22 protein-coding genes are annotated in these 22,422 nt (G+C 61.6%); 14 read left to right on the forward strand and 8 right to left on the reverse strand.

All coding sequences use genetic code 11. The annotated features are described in order from the left end of the window. The first annotated feature begins 80 nt into the window (after positions 1-80). The 10 genes from CHC01_RS05795 (at position 81) to CHC01_RS05840 (ending at position 9,610) form a co-directional block, all read left to right on the forward strand. A complete protein-coding gene (locus CHC01_RS05795; RefSeq protein WP_141137047.1) occupies positions 81-1,055 on the forward strand; it encodes a LysR family transcriptional regulator in 975 nt (324 codons plus the stop codon). A gap of 77 nt (positions 1,056-1,132) precedes the next feature. After that, the gene (locus CHC01_RS05800) at positions 1,133-2,425 is read left to right on the forward strand and encodes a glutamate-5-semialdehyde dehydrogenase (protein WP_089263226.1); all 1,293 of its coding nucleotides are present in this window, start codon (positions 1,133-1,135) and stop codon (positions 2,423-2,425) included. 30 nt (positions 2,426-2,455) lie between these two features. Continuing rightward, on the forward strand, positions 2,456-3,085 hold the full coding sequence (locus CHC01_RS05805; RefSeq protein ID WP_256461223.1) for a nicotinate-nucleotide adenylyltransferase: 630 nt from the start codon (positions 2,456-2,458) through the stop codon (positions 3,083-3,085). A 324-nt stretch (positions 3,086-3,409) separates the two neighbouring features. Next, the gene (rsfS, locus tag CHC01_RS32930; protein WP_420882365.1) at positions 3,410-3,811 is read left to right on the forward strand and encodes a ribosome silencing factor; all 402 of its coding nucleotides are present in this window, start codon (positions 3,410-3,412) and stop codon (positions 3,809-3,811) included. Positions 3,812-3,857: 46 nt separating this feature from the next. Then, positions 3,858-4,340, forward strand: coding sequence for a 23S rRNA (pseudouridine(1915)-N(3))-methyltransferase RlmH (gene rlmH / locus CHC01_RS05815; protein ID WP_089263230.1), 483 nt, complete (start codon positions 3,858-3,860; stop codon positions 4,338-4,340). 126 nt (positions 4,341-4,466) lie between these two features. Beyond that, on the forward strand, positions 4,467-5,771 hold the full coding sequence (locus CHC01_RS05820) for a murein hydrolase activator EnvC family protein (RefSeq protein WP_502695630.1): 1,305 nt from the start codon (positions 4,467-4,469) through the stop codon (positions 5,769-5,771). Beyond that, on the forward strand, positions 5,768-7,144 hold the full coding sequence (locus tag CHC01_RS05825) for a S41 family peptidase (RefSeq protein ID WP_089263233.1): 1,377 nt from the start codon (positions 5,768-5,770) through the stop codon (positions 7,142-7,144). Before CHC01_RS05820 ends, CHC01_RS05825 begins: the two co-directional genes overlap by 4 nt. 146 nt (positions 7,145-7,290) lie before the next feature. Beyond that, the gene (locus tag CHC01_RS05830) at positions 7,291-8,499 is read left to right on the forward strand and encodes a divergent polysaccharide deacetylase family protein (RefSeq protein WP_089263235.1); all 1,209 of its coding nucleotides are present in this window, start codon (positions 7,291-7,293) and stop codon (positions 8,497-8,499) included. Between the two features lie 105 nt (positions 8,500-8,604). Further along, positions 8,605-9,108: an RNA pyrophosphohydrolase gene (locus tag CHC01_RS05835; protein WP_089263237.1), complete on the forward strand. Its 504-nt coding sequence runs from the start codon at positions 8,605-8,607 to the stop codon at positions 9,106-9,108. A gap of 7 nt (positions 9,109-9,115) precedes the next feature. Then, the gene (locus CHC01_RS05840; protein WP_089263239.1) at positions 9,116-9,610 is read left to right on the forward strand and encodes an RNA pyrophosphohydrolase; all 495 of its coding nucleotides are present in this window, start codon (positions 9,116-9,118) and stop codon (positions 9,608-9,610) included. A gap of 43 nt (positions 9,611-9,653) precedes the next feature. On the opposite strand, the gene CHC01_RS05845 is transcribed toward CHC01_RS05840, so the two are convergent. From CHC01_RS05845 to CHC01_RS05865, 5 genes are all read right to left on the reverse strand, one after another. Then, a complete protein-coding gene (locus tag CHC01_RS05845; protein ID WP_089263241.1) occupies positions 9,654-10,061 on the reverse strand; it encodes a F0F1 ATP synthase subunit epsilon in 408 nt (135 codons plus the stop codon). Between the two features lie 157 nt (positions 10,062-10,218). Next, on the reverse strand, positions 10,219-11,661 hold the full coding sequence (gene atpD, locus CHC01_RS05850; RefSeq protein ID WP_089263243.1) for a F0F1 ATP synthase subunit beta: 1,443 nt from the start codon (positions 11,659-11,661) through the stop codon (positions 10,219-10,221). Between the two features lie 76 nt (positions 11,662-11,737). Next, positions 11,738-12,613, reverse strand: coding sequence for a F0F1 ATP synthase subunit gamma (locus tag CHC01_RS05855; protein ID WP_068730146.1), 876 nt, complete (start codon positions 12,611-12,613; stop codon positions 11,738-11,740). 121 nt (positions 12,614-12,734) lie between these two features. Continuing rightward, positions 12,735-14,270 carry a F0F1 ATP synthase subunit alpha gene (gene atpA / locus CHC01_RS05860; RefSeq protein WP_089263245.1) on the reverse strand — a complete coding sequence of 512 codons (1,536 nt, stop codon included), beginning with the start codon at positions 14,268-14,270 and terminating at the stop codon, positions 12,735-12,737. Further along, positions 14,270-14,830 carry a F0F1 ATP synthase subunit delta gene (locus tag CHC01_RS05865; protein ID WP_089263247.1) on the reverse strand — a complete coding sequence of 187 codons (561 nt, stop codon included), beginning with the start codon at positions 14,828-14,830 and terminating at the stop codon, positions 14,270-14,272. The genes atpA and CHC01_RS05865 overlap by 1 nt, the downstream gene beginning before the upstream one ends. A 694-nt stretch (positions 14,831-15,524) precedes the next feature. Between CHC01_RS05865 and CHC01_RS05870 the strand changes: the two genes are divergently transcribed. Next, the gene (locus CHC01_RS05870; RefSeq protein ID WP_089263249.1) at positions 15,525-16,016 is read left to right on the forward strand and encodes a septal ring lytic transglycosylase RlpA family protein; all 492 of its coding nucleotides are present in this window, start codon (positions 15,525-15,527) and stop codon (positions 16,014-16,016) included. Between the two features lie 192 nt (positions 16,017-16,208). Here the strand turns inward: CHC01_RS05870 and CHC01_RS05875 are convergent, their stop codons facing one another. Then, positions 16,209-18,407 (reverse strand): primosomal protein N', encoded by a 2,199-nt coding sequence (locus CHC01_RS05875; protein ID WP_089263251.1) that lies wholly within the window; start codon positions 18,405-18,407, stop codon positions 16,209-16,211. Positions 18,408-18,551: 144 nt separating this feature from the next. Between CHC01_RS05875 and CHC01_RS05880 the strand changes: the two genes are divergently transcribed. From CHC01_RS05880 to CHC01_RS05890, 3 genes are all read left to right on the forward strand, one after another. Continuing rightward, positions 18,552-19,184 (forward strand): carboxymuconolactone decarboxylase family protein, encoded by a 633-nt coding sequence (locus CHC01_RS05880; protein WP_176454504.1) that lies wholly within the window; start codon positions 18,552-18,554, stop codon positions 19,182-19,184. A gap of 84 nt (positions 19,185-19,268) precedes the next feature. After that, positions 19,269-20,267, forward strand: a complete 999-nt coding sequence (locus tag CHC01_RS05885) for a tyrosine recombinase XerC (RefSeq protein WP_089263253.1) — start codon at positions 19,269-19,271, stop codon at positions 20,265-20,267. A 102-nt stretch (positions 20,268-20,369) separates the two neighbouring features. Next, positions 20,370-20,960 (forward strand): DUF4337 domain-containing protein, encoded by a 591-nt coding sequence (locus tag CHC01_RS05890; RefSeq protein ID WP_089263255.1) that lies wholly within the window; start codon positions 20,370-20,372, stop codon positions 20,958-20,960. A gap of 4 nt (positions 20,961-20,964) precedes the next feature. Here the strand turns inward: CHC01_RS05890 and CHC01_RS05895 are convergent, their stop codons facing one another. Together CHC01_RS05895 and CHC01_RS05900 are read right to left on the reverse strand one after the other, a co-directional pair. Continuing rightward, positions 20,965-21,858: an alpha/beta fold hydrolase gene (locus CHC01_RS05895; protein ID WP_089263683.1), complete on the reverse strand. Its 894-nt coding sequence runs from the start codon at positions 21,856-21,858 to the stop codon at positions 20,965-20,967. 27 nt (positions 21,859-21,885) lie between these two features. Further along, the gene (locus tag CHC01_RS05900; protein ID WP_089263684.1) at positions 21,886-22,416 is read right to left on the reverse strand and encodes a hypothetical protein; all 531 of its coding nucleotides are present in this window, start codon (positions 22,414-22,416) and stop codon (positions 21,886-21,888) included. Positions 22,417-22,422: the final 6 nt, after the last annotated feature.

A 22,422-nucleotide genomic window follows, 5' to 3' on the forward strand; every position in this document is an offset into this window, starting at 1 on the left:
CTCTGTCCCTCGCCGCCATTGCCGATGTCAGATGGTGCGCTGCATAGTTTTTAGCCGCAGCGCGTTTTCGCATAAAATTCTTGCACCCGTTAATTTCATTAACAAGTCGGGAAAAACAGATATATTTATCTGTAATGCTTATGAATATTGACCTCCGGCAACTCCGTGCCTTCGCCGAGGTGGTTCAGGCTGGCAGCTTCAGCCGGGCTGCGCGGAAACTTGGCGTTTCCCAGTCCGCCCTCAGCCAGGCCGTTCGCCAGCTCGAGGACGAGCTGCAGGTCCGGCTGCTGGACCGGACGACGCGCAGCGTTCAACTCAGCAAGGTCGGTGCCGAATTCCTGCCGGGGATCCAACGCCTGCTGGCGGATCTCGATCACCAAATTCAGGATTTACGCGATCTGCGCGAGCATCGCCGCGGCCATGTTACGGTGGCCTGCGTGCCGTCGGTGGCGTTGCGTCTGATGCCGGTGGTGTTGGCGAACTTCCAGCGCGAATATCCCATGGTGAGCGTGACGCTCAAGGAAGTGTCACGGCATCAGATCATTGCCGGGCTGCGCAGCGGCGATGCCGAGCTTGGCATCGCCAATGTGCCGGGTGAGGATGCGGATCTTGACGCGACGAAGCTGCTGACGGACCGTTTTGCGCTGGTGATGCGGCGGGATCATCAGCTGGCGTCACAAAGCACCGTGAACTGGATGGACGGCGTCGCTGCAGGCATGATCGCAATGGCGACCGGCACCGGCATCCGGCTGGAAATGGAACGCGGTCTGCAGGAACTGGGGCGTAGCAACCCGCTGCATGAGGCCGAACACCCGGCGACCCTGCTCGCCATGGTCGAGGCCGGCGTCGGCGTGGCGCCATTGCCAGGTCTGGCGTTGCCGGCGACGGACCACCCCGTGCTGACCTTCCGCAGGCTGCTTGATCCGGTCATCGAGCGCGATCTGTATCTGATCCGTCGCGTCGGGCGTGACCTGTCGCCGGCCGGTCGCGCGCTTTACCGCGGTATCCAGCTCGTGGCGCAATCGATCCGCGAGCGCACAGTGGCAGGATGGTAGCGAACACGCTTTGACCTTGCTCCCGTGAGTCCCTATTTTGGGGTCGTGAATTCCCATTCCGCCCATTTGAGCCCGCCATGACCGCCTCGCTGAAAGCCATCGACGGATCGGCTGATCTGCCTGTCCTGATGAACGACCTCGCCCGGAGCGCCCGTGCGGCTGCGCGTGCGTTGGCGGTGGCCCCAACGGAACAGAAGAACCGGGCGCTTGCGGCCATGGAGCGCGCGATCCGTGCCGGTGCGCCTGCGATTCTGGCGGCCAATGCCGAGGATGTCGCCGAGGTGCGCGCCAATGGCGCCACATCGGCCTTTATCGATAGGCTGACCCTGACCGAGGCGCGCGTGCACGCGATGGCGGATGGCATCCGCGTCATCCATGACATCGCCGATCCCGTCGGCGCCGTCACCGAGAGCTGGCAGCGGCCGAATGGCATGACCATCGAGCGCGTGCGGGTGCCGCTCGGCGTCGTTGCGGTGATTTTCGAGAGCCGTCCGAATGTCGCGGCGGATGCCGGCGTGCTGTGTCTGAAGTCCGGAAATGCCGTGATCCTGCGCGGCGGCTCGGACAGTTTCCGCTCCTGTCGTGCAATTCATGAATGTCTGGTGCAGGGCCTGCGTGAAGCCGGTCTGCCTGAGGCCGCGATTACGCTTGTGCCGACGCGCGATCGTGCGGCGGTTGGCTTGCTGCTCACCGGCCTCAATGGCGGCGTCGATGTGATCGTGCCGCGCGGCGGCAAGAGCCTGGTCGCGCGTGTCGAGGCCGAAGCGCGGGTGCCGGTATTTGCGCATCTCGAAGGCGTCAATCACACCTATGTCGATCGTACCGCGAAGCTCGATATGGCGAAGTCGATCGTGCTGAATGCGAAGATGCGCCGTCCCGGTGTCTGCGGCGCGACGGAAACGCTGCTGATCGACCGCGCGGTGGCGGGCACGCATCTCAAGCCGTTGGTGGAAATGCTGATCGATGCCGGCTGCGAGGTGCGCGGCGATGCCGCCGTGCAGCAGGCCAATGCGCGCGTCAAGCCTGCAACGGACGAGGACTGGGACACCGAATACGAAGACGCGATCATCTCGGCCAGGGTCGTCGATGGTGTCGATGATGCGCTCGCGCATATTCGCGATCACGGTTCGCATCACACCGATGCGATCGTCACCGAGGACGTCGCGGTGGCCACGAAGTTTCTCAACGAAGTGGATTCGGCGATTGTACTGCATAACGCCTCGACGCAGTTTGCCGATGGCGGTGAATTCGGCTTCGGTGCCGAAATCGGAATCGCCACCGGCAAATTCCATGCGCGCGGCCCGGTCGGCGCCGAGCAGCTCACCAGTTTCAAATATCGCATTCACGGCACCGGACAGACCCGGCCGTGATCATGTGCGTTTCGGCGCGTGGAGACTGAATTGGATTTGCATTCAGTCCCGCCGGCGCAGGGCATACCGCCACATAGTCCCGGGATGCGGATCGGTCTGCTTGGCGGATCGTTCAATCCGCCGCATGCCGCGCATCGGGCTATCAGCCTGTTCGCGATGAAACGGCTGCAGCTGGATCGCGTCTGGTGGCTGGTGTCTCCGGGCAATCCGCTGAAGGATCAACGCAATCTGCACGATCTCGCCGAGCGCGCGGCGGCTGCGAAGGCGATGGCCGATCACCCGCGCATCGATATCACCTGTCTCGAGAGTGTCATCGGTACGCGTTATACCGTCGACACCATCAGCTATCTCCGACGTCGATGTTCGCAAGCACGATTTGTCTGGATTATGGGTGCCGACAATCTCGCCCAGTTTCATCGCTGGGAGAGCTGGCAGGTGATTGCCGGAGAGGTTCCCTTTGCGGTCATCGACCGACCGCCGCAGAGCTTCCAGGGACTGGCATCGACCGCCGCCCAGGCCCTCGGCCGTTACCGGATACCGGAGCAGGACGCTGGGTCATTGGCCGACCTGAAGCCCCCCGCGTGGGTATTTTTGACCGGTTTGAAGCTGAATCTGTCCTCCACCCGGCTGCGGAACCCGGATGGCAGCTGGAAGACGTAATTCCACAACACTCGCCCGATAAGTGCTATAGGGCGGGCGCTGGAATATTGAATCCGGCATTCCCACATGCATACTTGATCTCACCGGGCGTCGGATTCGGCGTCCCAATACAGTGAAAGGAATGGTCCTCTGGCCACTTCTGTATTGTCCAAGACGGGTGCCAAGAAAGCCTCGTCCAAGGTTGTCCCACCCAAGAAGTCCGCTTCGGTAAAGAAGGCTGCCGCGCCTAAAAAGGCTGCCGCAACCAAAACCGCAAAGCCGAAGGCTGCAGCTAAGACACCTGCTGCGGCAAAAGCTGCACCGAAGGCTGTCATTCCGAAGAAGATTGCTTCGCCCAAGGCGAAGAAATCAGCTGCGGCGGTGCGCGATAGCGCGACCGAAACGCTCAATCTAGTTCTCGCCCGCCTTGACGACATGAAGGCCGAGGAAACGGTGACCATCGACCTGCGTGGCAAGTCGGCTTTCTCCGATTACATGGTCGTGACCACCGGCCGGTCAAACCGCCATGTCGGCGCGGTGGCCGAAAATGTCGCCAAAGGTCTCAAGGAAGCCGGTCAGAAGAAGCTGCATGTCGAAGGCCTGTCCAATTGCGATTGGGTGCTGATCGATACCGGCGAAGTCATCCTGCATGTCTTCCGGCCTGAAGTTCGCGAATTCTACAATCTGGAACGTCTGTGGACGCAGAGTCCGTCGGATGAACCGCGGATCGACCTGAAGGCTGTTTGAGCCAGCGGCCATTCGGCAACGGCGCGACGCGTGCTAGTCTGTGCTGATGCATCTTCTTGTGATCTCCATCGGCAAGCTCAAGCAGGGTCCGGAACGCGAGCTCGCGGAACGGTACCGTGATCGCTTCGACGATATTGGCCGCAAGCTCGGTTTTCGCGGCCTTGCGATTCATGAAATTTCGGAAAGCCGCGCACGCGATGCGGCGACCCGGATCAATGAGGAAGCAGCGGCGATTTCGGCGCTGATTCCGGAAAAGGCTGTATTAGTAGCGCTCGACGAGCGTGGCAGCAGCGTCGACAGCGCCAGTTTTGCTCGCCATATCGGGAAGTGGCGGGACGAATCGGTGCCACATAATGTTTTTGTCATCGGCGGGGCGGACGGACTTTCGCCCGAATTGCGGCGCAAAGCCAAACTGAGCATTGCATTCGGCTCGGCGACCTGGCCGCATCAAATGGTTCGCGTCATGCTTCTGGAACAGATTTACCGGGCCGCTACAATTTTAGCTGGCCACCCGTATCACCGCGTTTAGCTCGCTATATTGAGCGTATCGCGTTTGAAAGAAGGCGCTGTCGAAACCACGATGCTATCACCGCGGTCCATTCCATCTGAACACGACGCCGTTCGCCGCGGGATGTCGAACGCATCGTCGTTGTCCATGATGCTGGTATCAGCGACTCTTGCAGGTTTGATGACGACGTCAGTCCGTGCGCAAACCGCTGCGCCGATCCAGCAAGCGAATGCGCCGTCACCCGATATCATTCGTCAACGCGAACAGGAGCTTGAAGCGGTCCGCGCGCAGCAGAAGAGCGCTGCGGAGCTGCAGGCGAAATTGAAAGCCGATATCGCGGCGATCGGACAGGATCGCGGCAAGCTCAGTCAGCAGCTCATCGATATTGCCGCCCGCGTCCGCAGCGTCGAAACCCGGATCGACGATGCCGAAGTACGATTGCGGCCGCTGGATGCGCGCGAGCAGAAGATCCGCGGCACGCTGGAATCGCGCCGCGGCGAAATCGTCGAAGTGTTGTCCGCCTTGCAGCGCGCCGGCCGCCGTGCGCCGCCGGCTTTGCTGGTGCGTCCCGAAGATGCGCTGAAGTCGCTGCGCACCGCGATGTTGCTCGGCTCCGTTGTGCCCGAGATGCGCGCGCGCGCCGAGCAACTGGTGGCTGACCTCAGCGAACTCGTGAATTTGCGCAAGGCGATCTCGACCGAGCGCGATCAGCTTGCCGGCGATCGCGACAAGCTGAAGGAAGAACAGACACGCCTCGCGTCCTTTACCGAGGAGCGCCAGAAGCAGCAGTTGGCTGCGGAAAAGGACATGGAAGCGGAAGCCGCGCGCGCGCTGACGTTGTCCCGTCAGGTCGACAGTCTGCAGGGCCTGATCGCGAAGATGGAGCAGGACTCCAAGGCGGCGGCGAAGGCAGCGGCCACAGCCAGTCTGCAGGGCACGCCGGCGGCGCTCAGCAACGGCAAGCCAAATATCGGCGCCTTCAAGGATCCCGGCCGGCTCAGTCCGGCGATCGCCTTTGCGTCGGCAAAGGGCATGCTCGCACTTCCGGTCAACGGGGTTAAAATTCGCAATTTCGGCGGTTCCGACGGCGTGGGTGGCGTCGAAAAGGGCATGTCACTGGCCGCACGGGCGGGTGCGCAGGTCACAACACCGTGTGACGGCTGGGTTGTTTATTCCGGTCCGTTCCGTAGCTATGGACAACTCTTGATCCTCAATGCCGGGGGCGGGTATCATGTCTTGATCGCCGGGATGGAGCGTATTTCGGTGAACATTGGTCAGTTCGTCCTTACCGGGGAACCGATCGCTGTCATGGGATCAACATCCCGGGTAGCATCCGTCCTTGCGGCCAATGCCAGCCAGCCTGTGCTTTATATCGAGTTCCGGAAAGACGGGACTCCCATTGATCCAGGCCCATGGTGGGCCGCTAACGAAGGCGAAAAGGTTCGCGGATGATGCGCAAGACTTCCATAATTCTGCTGAGTGCTGCCACTGGCGCCGCCTTGACGCTCTTCGTGACTCAGCCACGCGCCGTGTTCATGGGCACCAGTGCCCGCGCAGCGACCTCGGATACCTACCGCCAGCTCAACCTGTTCGGCGACGTGTTTGAGCGCGTCCGCAGCGACTATGTCGAGAAGCCCGACGACAGCAAGCTGGTCGAGTCGGCGATCTCCGGCATGCTCACCGGTCTCGATCCGCATTCCAGCTACATGGACGCCAAGAGCTTCCGCGACATGCAGGTGCAGACCCGCGGTGAGTTCGGTGGCCTCGGCATTGAAGTCACCATGGAAGACGGCCTGATCAAGGTGGTGTCACCGATCGACGATACCCCGGCATCGAAGGCCGGTATCATGGCCAACGACATCATCACCAGCCTCGACGAGGAAGCCGTGCAGGGTCTCACCCTGAACCAGGCCGTCGAGAAGATGCGTGGCCCGGTCAATACCAAGATCAAGCTCAAGATCATCCGTAAGGGCCAGGACAATCCGCTCGATGTCACCCTCGTGCGCGACAACATCCGTGTTCGCTCGGTGCGTGCTCGCGTTGAAAGCGACGATATCGCTTACATCCGCATCACGACCTTCAACGAGCAGACCACAGAAGGCCTGAAGCGTGAGATCGCGGCCCAAACCGCGGCAATCGGCGCGGACAAGGTCAAGGGCTATATCATCGACCTCCGCAACAATCCGGGCGGTCTGCTTGAAGAAGCCGTCACCGTTTCCGACGCGTTCCTCGAGCGTGGCGAGATCGTCTCGACCCGCGGTCGTAACGCTGAAGAAACCCAGCGCCGCACGGCGCATGCAGGCGATCTGACCAAGGGCAAGCCGGTGGTCGTGCTGATCAATGGCGGTTCGGCTTCGGCATCGGAAATCGTCGCCGGCGCGCTGCAGGATCACAAGCGTGCGACCACGATCGGTACGCGCTCGTTCGGTAAGGGCTCGGTGCAGACCATCATCCCGCTGGGCTCCGGCAACGGTGCGCTGCGTCTGACCACGGCGCGTTACTTCACGCCGTCGGGCAAGTCGATCCAGGCCAAGGGCATCGTCCCGGACATCGAGATCGTGCAGGACGTGCCGGATGAGCTGAAGTCCCGCGACATCAAGGGCGAGGCTTCGCTCCGTGGCCATCTGAAGAATGATGGCGACGAGAAGACCGGTTCGCAGTCCTATGTGCCGCCGGATGCCAAGAATGACAAGGCGCTGAAGGCCGCTGCCGATTTGCTCCATGGCATCAAGGTGACGTCGAACGCAATCATCACGCCGCCGCCGGGAGCCGCTGCTGCTGCGGACAAGCCAGCAGACGATAAGCCGGCCGCCAAGCCGAACTGATCGGCGAGTACGCATCAATTCTGCGGACAGGGCGGCCTTCGGGTCGCCCTTTTTGTTGGAATCCTCCCAAAGGGATCCGATGTCCTTCCGGCTGCCGTGGCCACGACCGGGCGTGTTATTGTCCGGTCGGCTGATTCGGGAGATTCATGGCAGTGTCGGCGGACGATCTAAGCGCCCCGCTTGGACAAAAATCGACGCGTAAGCGGCGGTTCCGGCTGCCTTTTTCCGGGACGCAGGCGTTTGCCACGATCCTTGCCCTACTGCTGCTCGGCTTTCTCGGTGTTGCCATCTTCAATAACAACCCGATGGGCGGCGAGCCGGTAGCGCGCGTAGCGATCAAGGCGCCTGCCGTGACCGATAATGAGAAGGTCGTCGCCAAACCACCGGTCGAGGTCAAGCACGGTACGCCCGAGACGGTCAAGGCGCCTGAGGCTCCGGGCCAGAAGACCATTACCATCATCGACGGCTCCAGTGGCGCTCGTAAGGACGTCGTGGTGTCCAGCGAGGGCTCGGACAGCGCTGCGGTCGATGCACCGCCGCCGGTTATGACGGGTATCGATCAGAAACTGTTGGAGAAATCTCGCCACGGTATGGTGCCGATCGCCATCGGCGCACTGAAGCCCGTGACGGCCTATGCCGCCGGTTCCGAGGCCGAGCGCGCCAGGGCGATGAAGACGCCGAGCATTTCCATCGTCATTGGCGGTCTCGGCGTCGGTGCAGCCAAGACCACCGATGCCATCATGAAGCTGCCGCCGGCCGTGACGCTCGGCTTCACACCCTATGGTTCGGATCCCGGCAAGCTGGTCGAACGCGCCCGTGCGCAGCGCCACGAGGTGCTGCTGCAGCTGCCGATGGAGCCGTTCGACTATCCCGACAACGATCCCGGTCCGCAGACGCTGTTGTCCTCGGCTACAGCCGAGCAGAACCTCGATCGCATGATGTGGCATATGAGCCGCTTCCAGGGCTATGTCGGCGTGGCCAATTTCATGGGCGCGCGCTTCATCGCCACCGACACGGCCATGCAACCCATTGCACGTGAGGCCAGCAAACGCGGGCTTGCATTGTTCGACGATGGCTCGACGCCGCGCAGCGTTGCCGCCGCGGCCGCCGAAGGGCAGGGCATGCCCTTCGCACGCTCCGATGTTGCCATTGACGCGGTGCCGACCTCCGCAGACATCGACAAGGCGCTGGCGCGGCTTGAGGGGCTGGCCAAGGAGCGGGGTGTGGCTGTCGGCGTCGCTTCGGCGCTGCCGATCTCGATCGAACGTATCAGCGCCTGGGCGAAAACCCTTGAAAGCCGCGGGGTCATGCTGGTGCCATTGACAACCGCGATGCTGAAATCAAAATCAAGCTAGCGTCTTTGGGCTAGGGTGAATTCGGCACGGCCGAATCGCTGCGATTCAGCAAGGTCGAATCGCTGCGTAAAGAGTGCTCGAACGGACGCGAGAGGCATTGACGGAATGGCGCGCTACGAAGACCTGCCCTATCGAACTTGCGTCGGAATGATGCTGATCAACCCGCGAGGGCTCGTCTTTATCGGCCGACGTGCCGGCGGTATCGAGCACGTCGATGACATGCATGTCTGGCAGATGCCGCAGGGCGGCGTCGATCCCGGTGAGGACACCTGGGAGGCCGCAAAGCGCGAGCTCTACGAAGAAACCAGCGTCCAATCGGTCGAGAAGCTCGGCGAAGTGCCAGACTGGTTGATCTATGACATTCCCCGCACGGTGGCCGGGCGGGCCTGGAAGGGTCGCTATCGTGGCCAGCGGCAGAAATGGTTCGCCGTACGCTTCACCGGCGATGACAAGGAAATCAACGTCACGCATCCACCTGGTGGCCACAAGGCCGAGTTCATCAATTGGCGCTGGGAGCCAATGAAGAACCTTCCGGAGCTGATCGTGCCGTTCAAGCGCCCCGTCTATGAGCGGGTGGTGAAGGAATTCGCCGGTCTGGCGGACGGCTAGCGCCGGAATGACGGATAACCGCCCCTATCGCCCCAATGTGGGCGTCGCACTGTTTAATGCCGACGGCAAAGTTCTGATCGGCCGCCGTTTCAAGGATGACGGGCCAGAGATCGTCCTGCCGGGCCTGGAATGGCAGATGCCTCAGGGTGGTATCGATCCCGACGAAGATCCTCGCGTCGCCGTGATGCGCGAATTATGGGAAGAGACTGGCGTCAGCCATGCCGACTATCTCGGCGAGACCGGCTGGATGACCTACGACTTCATCCCGTTCGAGAACCCCAGCCATCGCTTTGCGCAGTTCCGCGGGCAACGGCAGAAGTGGTTTGCGCTGAAATTCACCGGGGACGACGCCGAAGTCGATCCGCTGACGCCGCGCAACGGTCAACCGCCTGAATTCGACGCCTGGCGCTGGGAGCGGCTGGATCGCGTCGCGGATCTCGTGGTGCCGTTCCGGCGGGAGGTCTATCGCGCCGTGGCCGAGAGTTTTGCGAAATTTGTCTGAAGCCAAGCCCTGACGAAACGAAGCGCTACCCGGGCTATAGCGCTTAGTGCATCGCCGTCGAGGTGATGTGCTGCTGGATGACCTTGAAGTGGTCGAGACGCTCGATGGCACGGTCCAGAGCGGAGCCTTCCTTCTCGGCCAGCTTCTCCTCCATCTCCGCGATGTCCTTGGCGAAAGCTTCGCGGTCCAGCTCGGCGATTGAGGTTGCGACGTCAGCAAGAACCGTCAAGCCCTTGTCCGAGACTTCGGCAAGGCCGCCGAGCACAATGATCTTCTCATGCTTGCCACCGTTGGTGACAGTCATAATGCCCGGACGCAACGCAATCACCACAGGTGCGTGGCCGGCCATCACGCCGACATCACCCTCGGCGCCCGGGATATCGACCTGCTCGACTTCGCCTGTGAAAGCGAGCTTTTCCGGTGAGACGAGATCGAAGTGGAACGTGACCATGTCGTTATCCGCTGACTGCTCCCTCCCCTTGCGGGGGAGGGTTGGGGAGGGGGGTAACCAAGGGCGAAGGCGCTTGTGGCACACCCACCCCGGCGCAAATGCGCCGACCCTCCCCGCCTAGCGAAGCTTTGCTTCGCGCGGGGGGAGGGTAAGAACTTTATGCCGCTTCAGCAGCCAGCTTCTTGCCCTTCTCGACGGCTTCTTCGATCGCGCCGACCATATAGAAGGCGGCTTCCGGCAGATGATCGTACTTGCCTTCGCAGATCGCGCGGAAACCCTTGATGGTGTCGGCGAGCTCGACGAACTTGCCCGGCGAACCCGTGAAGATTTCAGCGACGAAGAACGGCTGCGACAGGAAGCGCTCGATCTTGCGGGCGCGGGCCACGGCCAGCTTGTCCTCTTCCGACAGTTCGTCCATGCCGAGAATGGCGATGATGTCCTGCAGCGACTTGTACTTCTGCAGCACCTGCTGAACCATACGCGCGGTCTCGTAGTGCTCCTGGCCGACGATCAGCGGGGACAGCATGCGCGAGGTGGAGTCGAGCGGATCCACTGCGGGGTAGATGCCCTTTTCCGAAATCGCACGGTTGAGCACGGTCGTCGCGTCCAAATGGGCGAACGAGGTAGCAGGCGCCGGATCGGTCAAGTCGTCGGCCGGAACGTAGATGGCCTGCACCGAGGTGATCGAACCCTTATGCGTGGTGGTGATACGCTCCTGCAGCGCGCCCATGTCAGTCGCGAGCGTTGGCTGATAACCCACCGCCGAAGGAATACGGCCGAGCAGCGCCGACACTTCCGAACCGGCCTGGGTGAAGCGGAAGATGTTGTCGATAAAGAACAGCACGTCCTGGCCCTGATCGCGGAAGTGCTCGGCGACGGTCAGACCGGACAGAGCAACGCGCATGCGGGCGCCCGGAGGCTCGTTCATCTGGCCGAACACGAGAGCGCACTTCGACTTCACGGCCGGATCCGGATTGTGCGGATCGGCGTTCACCTTGGACTCGATGAACTCGTGATAGAGATCGTTACCTTCGCGGGTACGCTCGCCGACGCCGGCGAACACCGAGTTGCCGCCGTGCGCCTTCGCGACGTTATTGATCAGTTCCTGAATGAGAACCGTCTTGCCGACGCCGGCGCCGCCGAACAGGCCGATCTTGCCGCCCTTGGCGTAAGGCGCGAGCAGATCGACGACCTTGATGCCGGTGACGAGAATTTCAGCCTCGGTGGACTGCTCGGTATACATCGGCGCTTCCTGATGGATAGCGCGGTTGCCTTCCGAAGCGATCGGACCGCCTTCATCGATCGGCTCGCCGATCACGTTCATGATACGGCCGAGGGTGCCGACGCCAACGGGAACCTGGATCGGCGAGCCAGTGTCGGTGACCTCCTGACCGCGGACCAGACCTTCGGTGGTGTCCATCGCGATGGTGCGGACGGTCGATTCGCCGAGATGCTGGGCGACTTCGAGAACCAGGCGGTTGCCACCGTTCTTGGTTTCGATCGCGTTCAGAATTGCGGGCAGGTAACCTTCGAACTGCACGTCGACGACGGCGCCGATGACCTGGGTGATACGTCCGGTCTGGTTGGCGGATGCGGCCATGAAAACTTCTCCATAAACTTCAAGGACTCGGAAGTCCGAAACTTGAACGGCGGCCCATGAGGCCGGAAGGTTGTTATTAGATCGCCTCGGCGCCGGAGATGATTTCGATCAGCTCCTTCGTAATCATCGCCTGGCGGGTGCGGTTGTAGATCAATGTCTGCTTGCGGATCATGTCGCCGGCGTTGCGCGTAGCGTTGTCCATCGAGCTCATCTGCGCGCCGTAGAACGAAGCGTTGTTCTCCAGCAGAGCGCGGAAGATCTGCACCGCCAGATTGCGCGGCAGCAGGCCGTCGAGGATCTCATCCTCGGCGGGCTCGTAGTCGTAGCTCGGCGTTGGGCCGGCATCGGCCTTAGGCGCCTCGACTACCAAGGGGATGATCTGCTGGGCAGTCGGGATTTGCGCGATCACCGACTTGAAGCGCGAATAGAACAGCGTGCAGACGTCGAATTCGCCAGTGTTGAAGAGTTCGAGAACCTTCTTGGCGATGTCGTTGGCATTGACGAAGCCAAGCTGACGCACCGAACGCAATTCGAGATGACCGACGATCTGCTTGTCGAAATTACGGCGCAGTTGCTCGTAGCCCTTGCGACCAACGCAGAAGAATTTGACCGTCTTGCCCTGGTTCATCAGCGCCAGTGCGCGTTCGCGCGCCAGACGGACGATCGAGGAATTGAAAGCGCCGCACAGGCCACGCTCGCCGGTGCAGACCAGCAGCAGATGAACCTGATCCTTGCCGGTGCCGACGAGCAGCGCCGGACCGGAGCCTGCCGTTGTAGCGCCGGCAATGCTGGCGATCACGGTATCCATCTTCTCGGCGTAAGGACGTGCAGCTTCGGCAGCGGTCTGCGCACGACGCAGCTTCGACGCTGCGACCATCTGCATCGCCTTGGTGATCTTCTGCGTCGCCTTGGTCGAGGCGATGCGGACGCGCATGTCTTTAAGTGAGGCCATTCTCAGTCCACCCCGGCGATCTGGCCGTTTGGCCGATCGCGAACCTCTCGTTCGAAACGCCCGACCTCGTGCCGGACATCAACGCGAATGGCCGGCAGGAGCCGGCCATTCATTGACAGTATTAAGCAGCGTAGGTCTTCGCGAAGCCTTCGACGACGGCCTTGAGCTGGGCGGCGACGTCATCCTTGAGATCGCGGCTGTCGCGGATCGCGTTGAGGATATCGACGTTCTTGCCGCGCAGCAGCGACAGAAGACCGTCTTCGAAGCCCCGAACCTTGGCGATCGGCAGAGTGTCGAGATAGCCGTTGGTGCCGGCCCAGATTACGCAAACCTGCTCTTCCATCTTCAGCGGCGAGAACTGCGGCTGCTTCAGGAGTTCGGTCAGACGTGCGCCGCGGTTCAGCAGGCGCTGGGTCGACGCGTCGAGGTCCGAGCCGAACTGCGCAAAGGCCGCCATTTCGCGGTACTGCGCGAGCTCACCCTTGATCTTGCCGGCGACCTTCTTCATCGCCTTGGTCTGCGCGGCGGAGCCGACGCGCGACACGGACAGACCGACGTTCACGGCAGGACGGATGCCCTGGAAGAACAGGTCGGTTTCAAGGAAGATCTGACCGTCAGTGATCGAAATCACGTTGGTCGGAATGTAGGCGGACACGTCGTTGGCCTGGGTTTCGATGACCGGCAGCGCCGTCAGCGAACCATTGCCCTGGGAATCGTTGAGTTTCGCAGCGCGTTCGAGCAAACGCGAGTGAAGATAGAACACGTCGCCCGGATAAGCTTCGCGGCCCGGCGGACGACGCAGCAGCAGCGACATCTGACGGTAAGCAACAGCCTGCTTCGAGAGATCGTCATAGATGATGACGGCGTGCATGCCGTTGTCGCGGAAGAATTCGCCGATCGTGCAGCCGGTGAACGGCGCGATGTACTGCATCGGAGCCGGATCTGAAGCGGTCGCGGCGACGACGACGGAGTATTCCATCGCGCCCTGCTCTTCGAGCACCTTCACGAACTGAGCGACGGTCGAACGCTTCTGACCAACGGCGACGTACACGCAGTACAGCTTCTGGCTCTCGGGAGCGCCAGCAACGTTCAGCGACTTCTGGTTCAGAATGGTGTCGAGCGCGATTGCGGTCTTGCCGGTCTGACGGTCACCGATGATCAGCTCGCGCTGGCCACGGCCGACCGGGATCAGAGCGTCGACCGACTTCAGGCCGGTTGCCATCGGCTCGTTGACCGACTTGCGCGGAATGATGCCCGGTGCCTTGACGTCGACGCGCATACGCTTGTCGGCCTGGATCGGACCCTTGCCATCGATCGGATTGCCGAGCGCGTCGACCACGCGGCCGAGCAGACCCTTACCAACCGGCGCGTCCACGATCGAACGGGTGCGCTTAACAGTCTGGCCTTCCTTAATTTCGCGGTCAGCGCCGAAAATAACGACACCGACGTTGTCGGTTTCGAGGTTCAGCGCCATACCGCGGGTGCCGTTCTCGAATTCGACCATTTCGCCGGCCTGGACGTTGTCGAGGCCGTAGACGCGGGCAATGCCGTCGCCGACGGACAACACCTGTCCGACTTCGGAAACTTCAGCTTCCTGGCCGAAATTCTTGATCTGGTCTTTGAGGATCGCGGAAATTTCTGCGGCGCGGATGTCCATCAGCCTGCCTCTTTCATCGAGTGCTTGATCGAGTTGAGTTTGGTGCGAAGCGAGCTGTCCACCATGCGGCTGCCGAGCTTGACGACAAGCCCGCCGATGATGGACGGATCGACTTTCACGTTGAGCGCGACGTCCTTGCCCGTCACTGACTTCAGCGCGGTCTTGAGAGCGTCGAGATTCTTGTCACTGAGCGGCTCGGCGACGGTTACGTCAGCCGTAGCTTCGCCCTTAAACTTGGCGACCAGCGCATTGAAGCCGCGCGCCACGTCACCAATGGCGAACAGGCGGCGGTTGGCGGTGAGGACCTTGAGGAAGTTGGCGGTGATGCCGGTAATTCCGGCTTTCTCCAGAACCGAAGCGAGGGCCTTGCCCTGAATCTCGGCAGAGAACACCGGGCTGCGAACCAGTCGCGCCAAGTCGGCGCTGTCGGCCAGCATCGCTGCGAATTTGTCGAGATCGGCCTTCACCGCATCGACGGACTTTTCGTCACGCGCCAGCTCAAACAGAGCCGTTGCATAACGACCGGACATTCCCGAAACCGACGGATCTTGTGTTGCCACGAATTGCGCTCTTCAGGCTGTCAAACTCGCAAGGGAATAACTATCGCCTGAATGTGGCGCCTAGCGATCCAAGTCCTTGGAATTCAAGCGGGACTTCGATTTTTAGGTCACAACAAAATGTCGTGACCCGTTCAAATCGCGGCTTTGCTAACATAGCCCGCGCGCTGGTGCAACGCGACGAAAGCGTTTGATGATGCCTTGTCGCAGGCCCTCGCAAAGAATCATTTCAGGGAGATGTGACGCGCCAATCGGGTCGCTGACGGAGTGTTTCATCGTCCATCTCCGAGGCGGAATTTCTTATTCCGCATGACGGTACACGGTGCCGATTCTTTTGAATCACGCAACGTCGAGTACGGTGAGTCGGCAATTGAAATCGCGGCGGGCAGCGCGGCGTGCGCGTTTCATGTCACCGTTTCGGACTGCTTAACATTTACTTATCGAATGCTATCCATGCACGGCGATCACTTAGCTATTCAGTATAGTTATGTAATGTGCAGTATATTTAATAGTTAAAAATTCATTAAAGCGGCTCATTAGGCATGTTCTGTTCCATCACAAGATATTTCATCTGGTCATGGAACGATTGCGTTGCCTATTTTACGCCTCATTACGTCGTCAAACGCTCAGCCAATGAAATTGGGACGGGGGTCCACTTGCCACATTTGTGGCAATACTGTCTGAGGGACAACAACTTATGCTGCGTTACGGAAAATCGACGCTGGGCGCTATCGCCCGGCCGCGTACGGCAATCGCTGTCATGACTGCCGCTCTTGTTCTCGGGGGAACGGTTTCTGAGGCTTCGGCCAAATCCCGGCACCATCGCCATCACCACAAGCACCATCACGTCGCCAAGGCTTCGCCGTCGCTGTTCGATGCCAATGCGTCGATCGCGCCTTCGACCGGCGGTCGCAGCTTCTCGGGTGTTGCGTCCTATTATGGCAATGAGTCCGGCAGCCGCACTGCGTCGGGTCAGCGCTTCAATCAGAATGCGATGACCGCCGCGCATCGTTCGCTGCCGTTCGGCACCAAGCTGCGCGTGACCCATGGCGGTCGCAGCGTTGTCGTCACCGTCAATGATCGCGGACCATTCATCCGTGGCCGCGTACTCGACCTGTCGAAAGGCGCAGCGAGCGCGATCGGTTTGACTGGGCGTGGCGTCGGCCGCGTCGTTGCGGAAGTCATGTAAGCAAGACAAACGCGTCGCGTCCCTGATCTTCCAAGTTCAGTAGCGTTGTGTGTGTATTGAGTAGAGTAAGCGTTGAGTAAAAGAGCCTGCTGTCATCAAAAGACAGCAGGCTTTTTTTTTGTTTTTGCGTTGTCAATTCACACCGTCATTCCAGGTTCGCTCACAAGAGTGAGCCTTCCGGAATGACGAAGCTCAAAGAAAGCTCTGCGGATCGACATCGACTTCGAGCTTTAGGTTGCCTGTAGGCTTTGGGCCGTGCGCCAGCCAGTCGCGGAGATAGTGCGACAGGTCGACATTGCGCGCCGACTTCACCAGCAGTCGGAAGCGATAGCGACCTTTGATCACGGCGAGCGGTGCTTCGGCGGGGCCGAGCACCATGATGCGCTCGTCGATCGGTGCTACGGCGGCGAGCTTGCGCGCGTAGCCCTCCGTGGTTGGCCGGTCGCCGCCTGAGATGATCAGGCTCGCCAGCCGTCCGAAGGGTGGATAGCCGGCGCGCTCGCGGGCCTCGATCTCGCTGGCGTAAAACGCTTCGCGGTCGTTTGCGATCAGCGCCTTCATCACCGGATGTTCCGGCTGATGGGTCTGCAGATAGCCGACGCCGCGGCCCTGTTCACGTCCGGCGCGGCCGATGACCTGATTGAGCATCTGATAGGTGCGTTCCGCGGCGCGCGGATCGCCATTGCCGAGGCCTAGATCGGCGTCGATGACGCCAACCAGATTGAGCCGCGGGAAGTTATGGCCCTTGGCCACGAGTTGCGTGCCGATGATGACATCGACACGGCCCTCTGCGATCTCGGCCAGCTCCGTGCGCATCGCATCGATCGACGTAATAAGATCGCTCGACAGCACCATGGTGCGCGCGTCCGGGAACAGGCTCGCCGCTTCCTCCTGCAAGCGCTCGACGCCCGGGCCAACGGCGACCAGCGATTCTTCGGCCTGGCAATGCGGGCATTGATGCGGGCGGTGCATCGAGAAACCGCAGTGGTGGCACACCAACCGCTGCCGAAAGCGATGATCGACCAACCACGCATCGCAGATCGTGCAGGCAAACCGGTGTCCGCAGCCGCGGCATAACGTCAGCGGCGCATAGCCGCGGCGATTGAGGAACAGCAGCGCCTGTTCCTTGCGCTCGATGGCGATCTGGATTTTCTCGGCGAGGCGCGGTGCGATGAAGCGGCCGCGCATCGGCCCTTCGCGGCGCAGGTCGATGGCTTCGATATGCGGCATGTGCTGGCCGCCAAAGCGCGACGGCAGCGCGATGCGCTGATAGCGTCCCTTGCGCGCGTTGACCTCGGACTCGACCGATGGTGTGGCAGAAGCGAGCACGATGGGGATTTTCGCAATCGATGCGCGCACCACCGCCATGTCACGGGCGTGGTAATGCGCGCCTTCGTCCTGCTTGTAGGCCTGGTCATGCTCTTCATCGACGATGATCAGGCCGAGTTTCGCATAGGGCAGAAACAGTGCCGAGCGGGCGCCGACGATGACATGGGCCTCGCCATTGGCGATCGACGCCCAGTTGCGCGCGCGGGTGCGCGGTGTCAGTTCGGAATGCCACTCCAGCGGCCGCACGCCGAAGCGTTTTGAGAAGCGCTCCAGGAATTGCCCCGTCAGCGCAATTTCGGGCATCAGGATCAGCACCTGTTCGCCGCGCCTGATCACCTCGGCAACCGCCTCGAAATAGACCTCGGTCTTGCCGGAGCCGGTGACGCCGTCGAGCAGGGCGGCGTGAAAATCCCCCTTGGCGGCGAAGGTCCGCATCGCCTCGGCCGCGACGGCCTGATCGTTTGAAAAGTCCGGTTCGGCGAAGGTGGGATCAGGCGCTGGCGGCGGTAGCGCGCGGGGCATGGCTTCAATAGCAAGCGTGCCTTCATCGACGAGGCCGTCGATTACGCCTGCGCTGACGCCGGCCTCCTTGGCTGCCTCAGACTTCGCGTGCAGCAGGCCGTCCGACAGGATCTCGATCAGCCGTGCGCGTGCCGAGGTCATGCGCTTGGGCACTTCGCCGACCAGGCGGACGCCCATGCGCACCCGCTCCGGGCCGAGGTGCTCGCCCATCCGCAGAGTCATCTTCATGACCATGCCGCGCGCGGACAAAGTGTAATTCGCCACCCAGTCGACCAGGCTGCGCAATTCCTGCTTCAGCGGGGGGACATCGAATTTCTCGCCAACCTCTTTCAGGCGATTGTGCAGGCGGGGGTCGGGATTGGCATTTTCTGCCCAGACCACGCCGATCACCTCGCGGGCGCCGAGCGGTACGCTGACGACATCGCCGGGCTGCAGGTCGAGGCCACGGGGCACGCGATAGGAATAAGCCTGGTTCAGCGCGACCGGCACCAGCACGTCAACGACGCCAGACGATGTTTTGGTGCGCGCAGCTTCGTCCATCGGCGGAATCAGACTCGAATTGGGGTATCCGCTAACCTAAGCTCGCGGTGCGGTCCGGACCAGTGTCCGCCGGATGGCCGGTCTTATGACCGATCGGCCGCCACGACAATGAAACAAGAACAAGAACCCGCAGGGAGAAACATCATGCGCCACAAGCTCGCCGGGACTCTAGCCTCACTTCTCGTGCTGTCAGTTACCGCCATCCCCGCACGGGCACAGGACCGGATGCCGCCGATCCCGGCCGACAAATACACCGACGCGCAGAAGAAAGCCGCCGAAGAATTCGCCGGCGGCCGTGGCTACGAGGTGCGGGGTCCCTTCGTGCCACTGATTCGGAGTCCGGAAGTGATGCTCCGCGCCAAGGCGATGGGCGATCATCTCAGGTTCAAGAGCGCGCTGGCGCCGCGGCTCAGCGAAATGATCATCCTGATCACCGCACGCGAATGGACCCAGCAATATGAGTGGGTTGCGCATCATGACATCGCGATCAAAGCTGGCCTGCGCAACGACATCGCCGATGCGATTGCCGATGGCCGGCGTCCTGTTGGCATGGCCGAGGACGAAGAGGCCGCCTACGACATGTCGATCGAAATCCAGCGCACCAAACGCGTGAGTGATCCGACCTGGAACAAGGCCGTCGCCAAATTCGGCGAGCAGGGCGTCATCGATCTGCTCGGGATCAATGGCTATTACACCTTCCTGGCCATGGCCATGAATGCAGCGCGAACAGGCCTCCCGGCCGGTGTCGCGGAGCCCCTGAAGCGGTTCCCGGATTGACGATGCCGGCGGTTCACCAAAGTGAAACGAGCAGGGTGTGATAATCTCCGCCCGTTCGCGTACCGCGAACTGCAAGGCATCCCGATGGCCAAGCTTTCCGACAAGAAACCAGCCGAAGCCAAATCAGGTGGGCCGGCGCCGATCGACCTCATCTGTGCGGATGCCGACGTCTCGCTGCAGATGACGCGGTGGCTGTCACATCTCCGCGCCGAGCGGCGGCTGTCGCCAAAGACGCTCGAAGCCTATGCGCGCGACGTCCGGCAGTTTCTGACATTTCTCGCCGAACACTGGGGCGCGCTCGTCTCGCTACCGCGTTTCGCCAAACTGGAAACCAGCGATATCAGAGCCTTCATGGCGGCACGGCGCAGCGATGACATTGGTGGCCGCTCGCTGATGCGCGCGCTGGCCGGTTTGCGGTCGTTTGGGCGATTTCTGGAACGCGAAGGCAAGGGCAATGTCGGTGCGTTGTCCGCGATTCGCGCGCCGAAAATCGGCAAGAGCCTGCCGAAACCGTTGCAGATGGTCTCGGCCAAGCGCCTCGCCGATGCGGATGAGCGCGCGGGCGAAAATCGCGATCCGTGGATCTGGGCGCGCGATGCCGCGGTGATGGCGCTACTCTACGGGGCCGGCTTGCGTATCTCCGAAGCACTTGGCCTGAAGCGCCGCGACGTGCCGGCACCCGGCGCGGGCGATGTGCTGATCGTCAACGGCAAGGGTAACAAGACCCGTATGGTGCCGGTGCTGCATAATGTGCTGGAGCTCATCGCCGACTACGCCGCGCAGTGCCCGCATCCGCTCCCTGCCGATGGCCCGATGTTCGTCGGCGCGCGGGGCGGGCCGCTTAGCCCTCGGATCATCCAGTTGACCATGGAGCGGATGCGCGGCGCGCTCGGCCTGCCCGACAGCGCCACGCCGCACGCGCTGCGCCATTCCTTTGCCACCCATCTGCTGACCCGCGGTGGTGACCTGCGCGCGATCCAGGAATTGCTCGGTCATGCCTCGCTGTCGACCACACAGATCTATACCGGCATCGACACCGAGCGGCTGTTCGAGGTCTACAAGACCGCACACCCGCGAGCGTAGGCCAGGCAAGCCCCAGCTGTAGTAGAAGTGTCATGAGCTGCCCCTTGCGAAGTCGCCGCGGTTCGGTCAAATCGACACATCGACCAACCGGAGGGGATTACGATGGGTGCGCACGAAAGTATGGAGCACGCGGAGCATGCCGAGCATGCGTCCGGCTCGAACAAGAATATTGCACTGCTGATTGCCGTGATCGCGCTGTTTCTGGCGTTCTCGGAAACCCTCGGCAAGGGTGCGCAAACCGAATCTATCAGCAAGAACGTCGAGGCATCCAACCTCTGGGCGTTCTTCCAGGCCAAAAGCATCCGCCGCACCGTCGTTCAGGCGACGTCAGATCAGGCCAGGCTCAGCCTCGGCCTGATGGGTGACGATGCCGCCAAGGCCGCACTGTCCAAGCAGATCGACGACTGGAAGAAAACCGCGGATCGTTATCGCTCCGAGCCGGAGACCGGCGAAGGCTCCGAACAGCTCGCCGCCCGTGCCAAGGAAGCCGAGCATGCGCGCGACCTCGCGATGGCGCGTTATCATCACTATGAAGTGGCCTCCGCCGCATTCCAGATCGGCATTGTGCTGGCATCGGCCACGATCATCACCGGCATGATCGCGCTGGCCTGGGTATCAGGTGCACTGGCCGTTGCCGGCGTCGCCTTCACGGCGATCGGCCTGTTCGCGCCGCATGCGGTTCATCTCATGTAACGACTTAAGCCGAAGCGGTCCGGCATAGCTGCAGGACCGCTTCGGCAAACGCCTTGGGCGCTTCCTGCGGTACATTGTGGCCAACGCCCGCGATGACGCGGCGCTCGTAAGGGCCCGTAAAATACTGGCCGTGATTCTCGGAATTCTTTACGGGTCCAATGCCATCGTCAGCGCCGTGCAGAACGATAGTCGGGACATCGATCTTCGGCTGCGCCGCAAGCTGGGTCTCCAGAAAAGCATAATTCGGATCGCCGGCAACACTGCCGGTACGGTGCATGTAGGAATGCACGACCACATCGACGAAGTCATCGTTGTCGAAGGCCGACGCCGAGCGCTCGAATGTGGCGTCGTCGAACGCCCAGCTGGGCGACCACATCTTCCAGAGCAGTTTGGCTAATGCGTCGCGGTTCTGGATCAGGCCGTTGCGGCCGCGTTCGGTATGGAAATAATACTGATACCACTGTCGCGCTTCCTGCTCGGGAGCGGATGGCCGCGCCGCATTCGTCAGGTCCTGGATGTTGTAGCCAGTGCAACTGACGAGGCCGTGCACGCGTTCGGGCCATAGCGCCGAGACGACGCAGGCCGCGCGGCCGCCCCAGTCATAACCAGCGACCAGGGCCTTGCCGATACGCAGCGCGTCCATCAGCTCCAGCAGATCCTGTCCGAGCGCAGCCTGTTGCCCCGAGCGGATGGTTGCGCTGGAAAGAAACCGCGTTGGCCCATAGCCACGCAGATAGGGCACGATGGTGCGGAAGCCGGCGGCGTTGATGATGGCGACCGCGTCGTCATAGCCTCTGATGTCATAGGGAAAACCATGCATCAGCAGGACGGGTAGGCCACCCTCCGGTCCGCTATGTTCATAGGTAATATCGAGAAAGGGAGTTTGGATGCGTGCCAGTTCAGCCAAGTTGCTCTCCCGTTCGATCTACCGCGCCGAATGCGCCCGATGACGCAGCCGCTGTACCAGCCGCATCCAACGCGACGATGAATTGGAGCGGAACATCGCCATCGTCGCCTTGATTCTTGCAGTCACAGGCGCGACCAATTCGCCGGCCCGGCGGCGGATGTCGAGAACGAATTCGTAGAGCTTCCGAAACCAGTTCATCTGCAACAGCTTCGGCCGTGTCACATCGAAGATGAACGCAGCGACGCCGACGCCGAGAAACTTGCTGAACACGATGAGCGCGAAAGCGCTGATCCAATACTGATGCATGAGCAGCCAGGCGCCGGCCAGTTTCAACGGAAACAGCAGGATCGCCGGAATAACAAACACGGCCAGCGTCAACATCGGCGATAGCCGCGCGATCCGCGCGGCTAGCCATTCCTTGAAAGCGCGCAGCGGTATCGCTGCAACGATGCGCGCGACGACCGGTTCGAGATGATCCCACAACCACGCTTCGATCAGGAAGATCAAGGCGAGGAAGAACCATAGCGGCTGCAGCACGCGTCGCATCATGGTGCT

Origin of the sequence: Tardiphaga sp. OK246 (assembly GCF_900188215.1) — a bacterium.
Lineage (GTDB): Bacteria > Pseudomonadota > Alphaproteobacteria > Rhizobiales > Xanthobacteraceae > Tardiphaga > Tardiphaga robiniae.

Coding starts and splice junctions, on each gene's coding strand:
- CHC01_RS05800 (WP_089263226.1), top strand. CDS start 1,133: ATGACCGCCTCGCTGAAAGCCATCGACGGATCGGCTGATCTGCCTGTC.
- rlmH (WP_089263230.1), top strand. CDS start 3,858: ATGCATCTTCTTGTGATCTCCATCGGCAAGCTCAAGCAGGGTCCGGAA.
- CHC01_RS05820 (WP_502695630.1), top strand. CDS start 4,467: ATGATGCTGGTATCAGCGACTCTTGCAGGTTTGATGACGACGTCAGTC.
- CHC01_RS05825 (WP_089263233.1), top strand. CDS start 5,768: ATGATGCGCAAGACTTCCATAATTCTGCTGAGTGCTGCCACTGGCGCC.
- CHC01_RS05830 (WP_089263235.1), top strand. CDS start 7,291: ATGGCAGTGTCGGCGGACGATCTAAGCGCCCCGCTTGGACAAAAATCG.
- CHC01_RS05835 (WP_089263237.1), top strand. CDS start 8,605: ATGGCGCGCTACGAAGACCTGCCCTATCGAACTTGCGTCGGAATGATG.
- CHC01_RS05840 (WP_089263239.1), top strand. CDS start 9,116: ATGACGGATAACCGCCCCTATCGCCCCAATGTGGGCGTCGCACTGTTT.
- CHC01_RS05845 (WP_089263241.1), bottom strand. CDS start 10,061: ATGGTCACGTTCCACTTCGATCTCGTCTCACCGGAAAAGCTCGCTTTC.
- atpD (WP_089263243.1), bottom strand. CDS start 11,661: ATGGCCGCATCCGCCAACCAGACCGGACGTATCACCCAGGTCATCGGC.
- CHC01_RS05855 (WP_068730146.1), bottom strand. CDS start 12,613: ATGGCCTCACTTAAAGACATGCGCGTCCGCATCGCCTCGACCAAGGCG.
- atpA (WP_089263245.1), bottom strand. CDS start 14,270: ATGGACATCCGCGCCGCAGAAATTTCCGCGATCCTCAAAGACCAGATC.
- CHC01_RS05870 (WP_089263249.1), top strand. CDS start 15,525: ATGCTGCGTTACGGAAAATCGACGCTGGGCGCTATCGCCCGGCCGCGT.
- CHC01_RS05875 (WP_089263251.1), bottom strand. CDS start 18,407: ATGGACGAAGCTGCGCGCACCAAAACATCGTCTGGCGTCGTTGACGTG.
- CHC01_RS05880 (WP_176454504.1), top strand. CDS start 18,552: ATGCGCCACAAGCTCGCCGGGACTCTAGCCTCACTTCTCGTGCTGTCA.
- CHC01_RS05885 (WP_089263253.1), top strand. CDS start 19,269: ATGGCCAAGCTTTCCGACAAGAAACCAGCCGAAGCCAAATCAGGTGGG.
- CHC01_RS05890 (WP_089263255.1), top strand. CDS start 20,370: ATGGGTGCGCACGAAAGTATGGAGCACGCGGAGCATGCCGAGCATGCG.
- CHC01_RS05900 (WP_089263684.1), bottom strand. CDS start 22,416: ATGATGCGACGCGTGCTGCAGCCGCTATGGTTCTTCCTCGCCTTGATC.